At 68.8% G+C, this 10,078-nt stretch carries 9 protein-coding genes and 1 pseudogene; 2 read left to right on the top strand and 8 right to left on the bottom strand.

The window, feature by feature from the left end; genetic code table 11:
• The 8 genes from ACXAID_RS24955 to ACXAID_RS24920 all read right to left on the bottom strand — a co-directional run.
• On the bottom strand, window positions 1-1,500 hold a 1,500-nt coding region (locus tag ACXAID_RS24955; RefSeq protein ID WP_475024868.1), incomplete at its 3' end, for an Ig-like domain-containing protein.
• Window positions 1,501-2,344: 844 nt separating this feature from the next.
• Entirely contained in the window at window positions 2,345-2,830 is a 486-nt protein-coding gene (locus ACXAID_RS24950) for a DUF456 domain-containing protein (protein ID WP_475024867.1), read from the bottom strand.
• Window positions 2,831-3,577, bottom strand: a complete 747-nt coding sequence (locus ACXAID_RS24945; protein WP_475024866.1) for a methyltransferase domain-containing protein — start codon at window positions 3,575-3,577, stop codon at window positions 2,831-2,833.
• A gap of 54 nt (window positions 3,578-3,631) precedes the next feature.
• Window positions 3,632-4,594: an NADPH:quinone oxidoreductase family protein gene (locus tag ACXAID_RS24940; protein WP_475024865.1), complete on the bottom strand. Its 963-nt coding sequence runs from the start codon at window positions 4,592-4,594 to the stop codon at window positions 3,632-3,634.
• A 7-nt stretch (window positions 4,595-4,601) separates the two neighbouring features.
• Window positions 4,602-5,465, bottom strand: coding sequence for an SDR family NAD(P)-dependent oxidoreductase (locus ACXAID_RS24935; protein WP_475024864.1), 864 nt, complete (start codon window positions 5,463-5,465; stop codon window positions 4,602-4,604).
• A gap of 36 nt (window positions 5,466-5,501) precedes the next feature.
• Window positions 5,502-6,911 carry an aldehyde dehydrogenase family protein gene (locus ACXAID_RS24930; protein ID WP_475024863.1) on the bottom strand — a complete coding sequence of 470 codons (1,410 nt, stop codon included), beginning with the start codon at window positions 6,909-6,911 and terminating at the stop codon, window positions 5,502-5,504.
• A 118-nt stretch (window positions 6,912-7,029) separates the two neighbouring features.
• Window positions 7,030-7,962, bottom strand: a complete 933-nt coding sequence (locus tag ACXAID_RS24925) for a class I SAM-dependent methyltransferase (RefSeq protein ID WP_475024862.1) — start codon at window positions 7,960-7,962, stop codon at window positions 7,030-7,032.
• Between the two features lie 103 nt (window positions 7,963-8,065).
• Window positions 8,066-8,701: a TetR/AcrR family transcriptional regulator gene (locus ACXAID_RS24920; RefSeq protein ID WP_475024861.1), complete on the bottom strand. Its 636-nt coding sequence runs from the start codon at window positions 8,699-8,701 to the stop codon at window positions 8,066-8,068.
• A gap of 166 nt (window positions 8,702-8,867) precedes the next feature.
• Between ACXAID_RS24920 and ACXAID_RS24915 the strand changes: the two genes are divergently transcribed.
• Together ACXAID_RS24915 and ACXAID_RS24910 are read left to right on the top strand one after the other, a co-directional pair.
• On the top strand, window positions 8,868-9,443 hold the full coding sequence (locus ACXAID_RS24915) for a TetR/AcrR family transcriptional regulator (RefSeq protein WP_475024860.1): 576 nt from the start codon (window positions 8,868-8,870) through the stop codon (window positions 9,441-9,443).
• Between the two features lie 140 nt (window positions 9,444-9,583).
• Window positions 9,584-10,078 (top strand): annotated as a pseudogene (locus ACXAID_RS24910) (FUSC family protein); the annotation flags it as partial.

The following is a 10,078-nucleotide window of genomic DNA, read 5'->3' as shown; positions in this document are numbered from 1 at the left end:
GGGGGTGTAGGTGAACGAACCATCGTCGAGCAGAGCGACGGTGCCGTTGACCGGGTCGGTTTCCAATGTGACAGTCAGCTCGTCACCGTCGGGGTCGATGTCATTAGCCAGTACCCCATCGGCAACCGCAACGACTAGTGCGGTGTCCTCGGCGACGGTGTAGCCATCATCGACGGCAACCGGGGTTTGGTTAACCGGCGTGACGGTGACGGTGACGGTGGTGGTGGCGGTGTGCACCGAGGTCCCGGCGAACAGCGCGCGGAGCCCATCCCGCAGGTTGTGCAGGTGCCAGTAGTCGGTGTCTTCGGTGACGGTGACGGTGAAGGTGTCGGTGCCCCCGGCGGCGGCCAGCTGCGCGCTGGGAGTGTAGGTGAACACGCCCGTCGTGGCATCGATGCTGACCGCGCCGCCATTGGCCGGGGTGCCGGCGGCGAAGACCAGCGGGTCGTCGTTGCGGTCGGTGGCAGTCACTGTGCCGGTGATGGTGCCGTCAGCGGCTTGGACGGAGGACGGAGGGGCGCCGAAAGTCGGTGACGAGTTGAAGAATCGGCGTTCGATCTCGCGGCTGATCAGCGCCAGCGCTGCCCACAGGGTCGGCGCGGTGGCCGGTTGGGCCGGCACTGCGGTGCCCCCCGCTATCGCCGGGGCCAGCCCGATCCAGGACATCAAACCCCCGATGACCGCGGTCAACGGGCCCGACGCGGCCGCGGTGGGTGTGGTTGCGGTCGACATGACCTCGAGACCTGACGCCTCGGGGCCGTTGTCGAACGCCTGCGTCGCCGTGGTGGACGTCGGTGGTGCACTTACCCGCAGCGGTCCGCCCGCAACTTCTTCGTGTGCGAGCTGGGGTACCCCCGAACCGTCGTCCCCAATCTCGGCCAGATCGCCGCCCACGCCGGTGGACTTGGTAGTGGCGGCGACCATGGTGGCGTCCGGGCTGGTGGCACCGTCGTCACCGAGCCCGCTCTGCGCGCTACCTTCGGTCGGCCCGGCGGGCTGATCCTGCTCAGAATCGGCCACCTCCTCGGCGACTCCGCCAGCCTGAGCGCCGCCGTCGATCACCTCTGCGGGGCCCTCGGCGCCGCTGGCCTCAGCGGGGTCAACGGCCTCGGTGTCGTCGGGAGCTACGGCACCGCCGGCGTCCTCGCCTGCATCAACAGCCTCCTCAAGGTCGGCAGCCTCGTCGAGGTCGGCAGCGTCGGCAGCCTCGTCGAGGTCGGCAGCGTCGGCAGCCTCCTCGAGGTCGGCGGTGTCGACGGTGTCCTCAGACTCGGCGGTCTGGGCCGAATCCTCGGTATCAGCATCGGGGTCGGCACTGCTGCCCGAGTCGGTGCCGGTTGCGGCCGGTGCCGTGTCCGAACCCTGGCTCGGCTCAGCCGATCCGGTGCCGCCCGCGGTGCTGGCGGACTCTGGATCGCCCACCGCCACAGCCAGGCCCGGGCCGGTGACCCACGCAGCGCCCACGCCCAGCGCCACCGCCAGCGCCCCCACCCGCCCCACATAACGGGCACTACGAGCATTGCGAGCCGGCGTAGTAGCTAGAAACGTCGAACCCGTCAGAGAATGACGGTGTCCGGCATGCTCCGGGCCGGGTTGAAGTGGCTTACGGCGCCCGGCTCGATGTCTGCCGCCCGCCCCGAAAAATGCTCCAGCCATGACCGACCCCTAGAAGACGAGCTCTTGAGCAGAGTGTTTCCGGAGCAGCATGTTTCAGCGCCCACTCGGTAGCGCTGCAGCTACTTCCAGCGTCAATTACGTTAGCCCGCAATCGATCCGAGCGGACAGGTTCTTCCGCAGTATTCACGGCCGTGTAACTACTCGTTTACAACCTGCGTTTCGGTGCGACCGCAAACTACACGGGTCTGTCCGCGTATTTGCAGAACCGCTCTTACAACATTCTGATCTTGATCAAGGATCGGGAACGCGCATTGCTCACAGGTGACGGTACGTGTTTCGTGGCGATGTTTGGCCGCGGATGGCAAACGCCCCAAGACAAGCCGGTACGGGTTATGCCGTTCCCGGATCAGGGTGACGGTCAACCAACGCAACGACGCTTGAACCAGCAAACGGGAATCGGGTCATCCCACCGAGAACCAAAGGACGCGGAAAACGTCAACTCGGTCGAAAACCGGACACCGTCGATTCCGTCAGGAATTCGGCTTTGATCAACGCTGACTCCGCGGCGCGGTGACATGCGGTCAAGAGGCCGCGCCCCAATAGTCACGAGGCGGGGCTGGTCGTCTACCGCATCGAGCTTCGCTGGCGCGGCTAGCCTTCGGCGAGTTCTGCAGCAGGGCTGCGCCCGGCGCATAGTCTCAGCCGTCGTGCAGAACTCGCGAACCCGCTATGACACGAGCACGACCCCGACCACCCACGCCACCGTGGCCAGCAGCGCGCCGGCGAACTCGACACCGACCGAGAGCGCCACGCCTTTGAGGGCGTGCACCGTCGAGGCCCAGGCCCGGGCGAGGTCGGGCCGCAGGACCACCTCGGCGGCGAAAACCCCGGCCACAAAACCGATCAGCAGCCCGATGACCGGGATGACGAAGAAGCCGACGATGCCGGCGATGGCGCCGACCACGAGCACCGAGGTGCGGACCTGCGCCTGGCGCATCTTCCGGGCGGGCCAGGCGTACTTGACCACTTCGGCGGCCAGGAACACCGCGGCGGCGACCGCGAAGCTCACCCATGCCACCGCGCCGCCCTCGACGAACGCCCACACCCCGATGGCCGCGATCACCAGGAACCCGCCGGGCAGGATCGGCACGATGATGCCGACCAGGCCGACGGCGATCGCCAGCGCGACGAGGACCAGACCGCCGACGCTCATTCAGGCCTTTCTGCCGCGCACCCACTGCGCGGTGCCCATGCTCTTGGCGCGCACGCTCACCAAGCCCAGCTCTTCGAAGGTGTCGGCCAGCTCGTCTTCGCCGAACAGGTAGGCCCCGCCGTTGGGAAGCATGCCGAGCAGACGCGCCGCCGGCCCGACGGTGGGTACCAGGACGGCGATCCGCGCTCCGGGGCGCAGCACCCGCACCATCTCGGCCACCGCGGTCGGTGGGTGCGGGATCAGCTGCAGCAACAGCAGGGAGGTGACGGCGTCGACGGTCTCGTCCCGCAGTGGCAGGCGTTGCGCGTCGGCCCCGATGAACCCGACGTTGGGTCCGGCCTCGGCGCTGACCGCGCGCGCCAGCATCGGTTCGGAGATGTCGATGCCGATCGCCAACCCGTCGGCGCCGACCGCGCGGCCCAGGGCGGCGGTGACGTTGCCGGGGCCGCAGCCGACGTCGAGCGCAACGCCTCCTGCCGGTATGTCGAGCCATTCCGTCGGCTCCTGCAACGCAGTCATCACACGGCGGGCGAGGGCCTGGGCGTTGTCGTAGAGCATCGAGCCGATCGATGACGCCCAGAGCGCCTGGATGGCACCGGTGTTCGTCTCGGTGGCGGCGTGGTCGCTCGCGGGCCCGGTCAGCAGGTCGAGGTAGCCCTTGCTGACGTCGGGGTCGGCCGGCGGGTCGATGAGTAGCTGCTGGGCCGCGGCCAGCGCGGTGGGCAGCGTCGGCGATGTCTCGGTCACGTGTTCCACGCTACGCGCGACAGGTCCGTACCCAGCCGCGGCGAGATCGATGGGCTAGGGCTCCAGCACGAGTTTGCCGTGCACCCCGCCGTCGGCGAGTAGTTGCAGCGCCTCGATGCCGTCGGCCAGCGGGAAGCGCACCGGCGGCGGGGGCCGCAGCCCGGCGTCGACGAGTGCGCCCAGGGCGGCGCCCACCTCGGCCTGTGCGCCCGGGGTGCGGTTGACGAACTCACCCCAGCCGACGCCGATGACGCCGACGTTGCGCAACAGCAACCTGTTGACCTTGACGGTGGGGATGCCGCCGGCGGCGAACCCGATGACCAGCAGCCGGCCCTCGGTGGCCAGCACCCGGATCGCGCCGTCGAACGCCGGCCCGCCGATGGGGTCGACCACCATGTCGACGCCGCGCCCGCCGGTGTGTTGCAGGACCGTGTCGCGCCAGCCGTCGGTCAGTGGCAGCACCACGTCGGCGCCGAGGGACTCGACGAACTCGGCGGCGGACGTTCGGTGCACCATCGCGATGACCTTGGCGCCCATCGCCTTCGCGATCTGCACCGCGGCGGTGCCCACGCCGCCACCGGATCCGAGCACCAGCACCGTCTCACCGGCGCGCAACGCGCCGCGGCGCTGCAGCGCGAACTGCATCGTGTAGTAGTTGCCCAGCAGCGAGGCCGCCGACGCGTCGTCGACGTCCGCCGGGGTCGGCACCACGCCGTCGGGTGCCACCGCCACCTGTTCGGCGTAGCCGCCCAGCATGGTGAACGCCGAGACCCGTTGCCCGGCAGTGAACCCCGACCCTTCGGGTGCCGAGCGCACGACGCCGGCTACCTCCATGCCCGGGACGAACGGCGGTTCGAGACGCATCTGGTACTCGCCGCGCAGCAGCAGCAGATCCGGGAAGCAGACACCGGCCGCCCCGACGTCGACGATGACCTTTGTGGCATCGGTGACGTCGTCGACGTCGGTGTAGGCCAGCCCGGACGGTCCGGTGAGTTCTTGCGCGACAAGCGCTTTCATGAAAGCGTCAGCCCAGGCTGAAGGTGGCCCGTTCGGCGGCCGACAGGTCGGCGATCTCGTCCCACCGGCCGGCGATGTCGTCGACCGAGGGCACCTCGGTGAAGGTCACGCCGCTGTTCTGGAACAGTGCGGCCCGTTGCACCTTGCCGCCGCCGACGATGAACACCGACGCGGTCTCGGGCACCTCCTCGGTGCACAGGTAGGCCACCACCGGTGCGACGTACTCGGGGGTCAGCTTCTCGAACACCTCGGGCGGCAGGATGTCCTGGGTCATCCGGGTGGCCGCGATCGGGGCGACGGCGTTGGCCTTGATGTCGTACTTGGCGCCTTCCTGGGCCAAGGTGTTGATCAGGCCCACCAGACCCAGCTTGGCGGCACCGTAGTTGGCCTGGCCGAAGTTGCCGAACAGTCCGCTGGTGGACGTCGCGACCACGACGCGGCCGAAACCGTTCTCGCGGAAGTGCGGCCACGCGGCGCGGATGACGTTGTATCCGCCGTACAGGTGCACCTTGAGCACGGCGTCCCAGTTGGCGAATTCCATCTTGTGGAAGGTGCCGTCGCGCAGGATGCCGGCGTTGCTGACCACACCGTCGACCTTGCCGAACTCGTCGACGGCGGTCTTGATGATGTTGGCCGCCCCCTCCGGCTCGGCAACCGAGTCGTAGTTGGCCACCGCGCGGCCGCCGGCGCCGGTGATCTCCTTGACCACCTCGTCGGCCATGTTGTGACCGGCTCCGGTACCGTCCCGGGCGCCGCCGAGGTCGTTGACCACGACGCTGGCGCCTTCGCGGGCCAAGGTCAGCGCGTATTCACGCCCGAGACCGCCTCCTGCACCCGTGACGACGACGACACGATCCTGCACTCCTGGCACTGAATCTTCCTCTCTGAAAGGGTCCGTGCCGGCCCGCTAGAACAGCTTGCGCGCCAGCTTCCACGCCTTATCTGTATACGGGGGGTAGATCATCGAGGCGAGGTCGGGTCGGGTCGGCTTGGTCATCACCGACTTGTGGTGGCTGAACTCCTCGAACCCGAACTTGCCGTGGTAGGCGCCCAGACCGGACGGGCCGACGCCGCCGAACGGCAGTTTGTGGGTCGCGAAGTGGAACACCAGGTGGTTGATCAGCATGCCGCCGGCGGGCACTTCCCTGATCACGCGCTCGCGCACCGCCTTGGCCTTGGTGAACAGGTAGGCCGCCAGCGGCTTGGGCCGGGCGTTGACGAAAGCGATTGCGTCGTCGAGGGATCCGACCGTGACGACGGGCAGGATCGGTCCGAAGATCTCGTCGGTCATCAGGGGCTCGGCCGGGTCGGGGTCGACCACGACGGTCGGCTGGATCTTGCAGGCCGACGCGTCGGAGCCGCCGCCGACGGCGACATGTCCCTTGGTGGCGGCCAGTGCGGTGGTCAGCCGGTTGAAGTGGCGCTCGTTGACGATCTTCTTGCCGCTGTCGTTGCCGGCCTCGAACTCCTCGACCGCGGCGCGGAGCCGGTCGACGAGTTTGTCCCGGACCGGCGCCTCGACCAGCACGTAGTCCGGCGCGATGCAGATCTGACCGGAGTTGATCAGCTTGGTCCAGGCGATGCGCTTGGCCGCGACGTCGATGTCGGCGTCGGCGGAGACGATGACCGGGCTCTTGCCGCCCAGCTCCAGGGTGACGGGGGTCAGGTGCGGGGCGGCCGCCTCGTAGACCTTGCGGCCGACTTCGGTGCCGCCGGTGAACAGCAGGTGGTCGAAGCCCTGCGCGATCAGTTCCTGGCTGACCGCACCGTCGCCCTCGATGACGGCGATCGCGTCGTTGTCCAGGTAGCGCGGGATCAGTTCGGCCATCAGCGCCGACGACGCCGGGGCCACCTCGGAGGGTTTGAGCACCACGGTGTTGCCGGCGGCGATGGCGCCGACGGCCGGACCCAGTGTCAGGGCGAACGGGAAGTTCCAGGCGCCGATGATCAGCACGGTGCCGTACGGCTCGTACTCCACCCAGCCGCGGCCCGGCAACTGGGACATCTCGAGCAGCCGGTGGCGACGCTTGGTCCACTTGCCCACGTTCTTGGCGGAGTAGGCGGCCTCACCGGCGGTGCTGGCGACGTCGGCCAGCCACGCCTCGAACGGTGATCGCCCGAGGTCCTGTTCGAGCGCAGCCGCGACGGCGGCCTCGTTCTCGGTCATCAGCCGTTCGAGGGCGTTCAGCTGGGCTTTGCGCCATTCCACGCTGCGGGTTCGTCCGGTGGCGAACGTCTCACGGAGGCGACGCACGGTGGCCGGGATGTCGACGGTGGTGGCGCCGACTTCGACGGGGGCGACGGATTCGGTGGTCATGATCGGGTCCTCCTGACCTGTGGATTACCCGAATCCTAACCAACCACCCGGTTGGTGAACAGCGCCCGTTCGGGCCGCAATGGCCTCCCGACGGGGATAATTTTGCGCGGGGCGGCGGTCAGACCCGCTCACCGGTGATGAAGGTGGAGAAGGACTCGTCGTCGGCGTCGGCGATCTCGATGAGGCGGCCGAGCCGGCGCATCTCGTCCTTCGACGCCAGCGGCTGTGCCTGCCAGCCGTGCGCGTTGAGCCACTGCGCCACGTCGGCGCGGTCCGGATCGTCGTAGGTGAGTTCGGTGATGTCGACCGGCTCCTCGATGCCGAGTTGCGCGGTGATCGACGCGAACCGTTCGCGCATCCGTTCGCGCCGGTCGGGCGCGTGCGAGCCCATGGCTTCGGCGGCGACCCGGCTGCCCGGCGCGCTGAGCTCGGTGATCTGGGTGAACAGTCGGTCCTGGGCGTCGGCGGGCAGGTACATCAGCAGCCCCTCGGCCAGCCAGGCGGTCGGCCGGGTCGCGTCGAAACCGGCCGCGGTCAGGGCCGCCGGCCAGTCCTGGCGCAGGTCGATCGCCACCTCGCGGCGGTCGGCGGTGGGCCGGGCGTCGTGGGCGGCCAGCGTGGCGGCCTTGTATTCGAGCACTTTGGGCTGGTCGAGTTCGAACACGGTGGTCCCGGCGGGCCAGGGCAGCCGGAAGGCCCGCGAATCGAGGCCGGAGGCCAGGATGACCACCTGGCGGATGCCGGCCTCGGCGGCGCGGGTGAAGAAGTCGTCGAAGAAGTGGGTGCGCACCGCCTGGTAGTTGCCCATGTGTTCGAACAGCGGGGCGATCTCGGGGTCGGCTTCGGAGACCTTGGCAATGAAGGTGTCGTCGAGCATGTACTGCCAGGCCCCGGTGCCGGCGTCGGCGATCAGGATCTTGGCGTAGGGGTCGCTGATCAGCGCGTCGGGGCGTTCGGTCTCGGCTGCGCGGGCGGCGGCGACCATGACGGCGGTCGAGCCGACGCTGGAGGCGATGTCCCAGGTGTCGTTGTCGGTGCGCAGTGAACTCATGACAGCTCCGTCTCGGTGAGATTTACTTCGCGAGTCTATCTAATAGAACGTCGGGTTCCGGCTCGCTGTGCCGGACACCACAGCACCGGATCGGGGTCGGGGCTTACTCGCTGAGATTCCAGAGCTTGTTGGCCAGCAGCAGCTCGAGCTTGTGCACGACGGTGCCTAGCTCGGAGCGGTCCCCGACGAATCCGGCGTAGAAGCCCATCCCCCATACGATGGCGACCAGCATCTCCACCAGGTGTTGAACGTCGGTGTCGGTGCTCAGCTCGCCGCGGGCGATCGCATCGTTGACCGCCCAGTCGACGAACGCCCGCGAGTTCTTCAGCGGGTCGTGCTCGTCGCTGGCCAGCTCGGGGTGCCGCTGGGTCTCCAGAACCGAGGTCACCAGGAAGGCCGCCGCGGCCCGGTCCTCGACATCGGCCTGGGTGGCGGCGGACAGGAACGCCGAGAGCCGGTTGAGCAGGGTCGTCTGCTCGTGTGCCCGCGCGATGCCGGAGCTGACCACGGCGACATCGGTTTGCCGGACCACCTCGGCCCACAGGATGCGCTTGCTGGCGAAGTAGTGGTTGATCGCGGGCCGGGTGAGATCGGCCCGGATCGCGATCGCCTGGAACGTCGCGGCGTCGTAGCCGAGTTCGCTGAAAACCTCGCGAGCGGCACGTACGATGCGCTCCCGCGTCTCAGCTGCCTTCGCTGCGGGAGGACGTCCTGGACCTCGACTAGCCGTGTGCGGCACGTTCGAATTGTGCCACACGTCACCTGGCGTCTGACCGATCGGTGCCCATCGGCCACCCCGCCGTGACATCCGAGCAAACTCTCGCCGATTCGATTGCCGGCGCCGAAAAGAAATTGTCGTTCGCGCAGGGCGCGCTGCCGTCCCGGGTCGAACTATCGTGCTCAGGATGGGGGCCGTCGCGTCGCGAGATTCTTTCTTCGATACCGGGCTGCAAGTGCTGTCCGACCTCGGCTACGGCGGACTCAAGCTCGCCGAGGTCTGCCAGCGCCTCGGGGTCACCACCGGATCCTTCTATCACTACTTCGCCAGCTGGTCGGTGTACACCCGGCAGCTGGTGGCGCACTGGCAGGAGGGGATGACCGTGAAGACCGTCGAGACGGTGCAGGCCGAACCGGATCCGCGGCGGCGCATCGACAGCCTGTTCCACGCCGGACTGCTGCTCCCGCACGGGGCCGAGGCCGCCATCCGGGTGTGGAGCGCGATCGACCCCGAGGTGCGCTCGGTGCAGGCCGCCGTCGACCGGCAACGTTTCGAGGCGCTGTACAGCAGCGCGATGCAGATCCTCGATCAACCGCGGCAGGCCGAACTGTTCGCCTCGTGTGCGCTCTACCTGCTCGTCGGCTACGAGCAGACCCTGATTCCGGGTGACACCAGCGGACTGGGCTGGATCCTCGATCAGCTGTTGTACGCCCTGGACTCCGGAACGTTCGCCGCGGTGCCCGAAGCGCCCGGCGATGACTGACCCCACCGCCGCCGGCGGCAGCCGCGGCCCGGCTCCAGCAAACTGTGACGGTTGTGTCACCGACCGCCGCCGCGCGCGGCACGTCGTCGGGGTTGCGGTGCCGGCGAGGCGTTGCTGATGCCGTGACCGTGATCGAGTCCATGCGCCCCGCCGCGCTGCGGGCCCGCGTGTCCAGACGCATCCAGCAGCGCGACCCCGAAGGGGACGCGTTGCGGCGTGCGGTGCGGGCCTGTGTGGTGGTGCCGCTGGCCGGGGCGGTGGGCTTCCTGGTCGCCGGCAACTCGCAGACCCCGCTGTTCACCATCTTCGGTTCGGTCGCGCTGCTGGTGTTCACCGACTTTCCGGGTAACGCCAACAACCGGGCGCTGGCCTACGCGGGTCTGGCGCTCAACGGGTTCGTCCTGATCACGCTGGGGACCCTGGTGTCCCCGCACCCGCTGCCGGCTGTGCTGGCGATGTTCGTGCTCGGTGTGGTGGTCACGTTTTCCGGGGTGCTCAGCGAGACGATCGCGGCCGGGCAGCGCGCCACGCTGCTGACGTTCGTGCTGCCGGCGTGCACGCCGCCCGGCCCGATCTCCGAGCGGCTGCTGGGCTGGACCATCGCGCTGGCGGTGTGCGTGCCCGCGGCGCTGTTC

The organism is Mycobacterium sp. ABE4_509, assembly GCF_056160785.1.
Note: the sequence above shows the minus strand (reverse complement) of the source record. Positions and strands in the feature narration are given on the sequence as shown.

Excerpts from the sequence above, each read along its gene's own strand:
- ACXAID_RS24950 (WP_475024867.1), bottom strand. The coding sequence starts at position 2,830 with ATGAGCGTCGGCGGTCTGGTCCTCGTCGCGCTGGCGATCGCCGTCGGC.
- ACXAID_RS24940 (WP_475024865.1), bottom strand. The coding sequence starts at position 4,594 with ATGAAAGCGCTTGTCGCGCAAGAACTCACCGGACCGTCCGGGCTGGCC.
- ACXAID_RS24930 (WP_475024863.1), bottom strand. The coding sequence starts at position 6,911 with ATGACCACCGAATCCGTCGCCCCCGTCGAAGTCGGCGCCACCACCGTC.
- ACXAID_RS24925 (WP_475024862.1), bottom strand. The coding sequence starts at position 7,962 with ATGAGTTCACTGCGCACCGACAACGACACCTGGGACATCGCCTCCAGC.
- ACXAID_RS24915 (WP_475024860.1), top strand. The coding sequence starts at position 8,868 with ATGGGGGCCGTCGCGTCGCGAGATTCTTTCTTCGATACCGGGCTGCAA.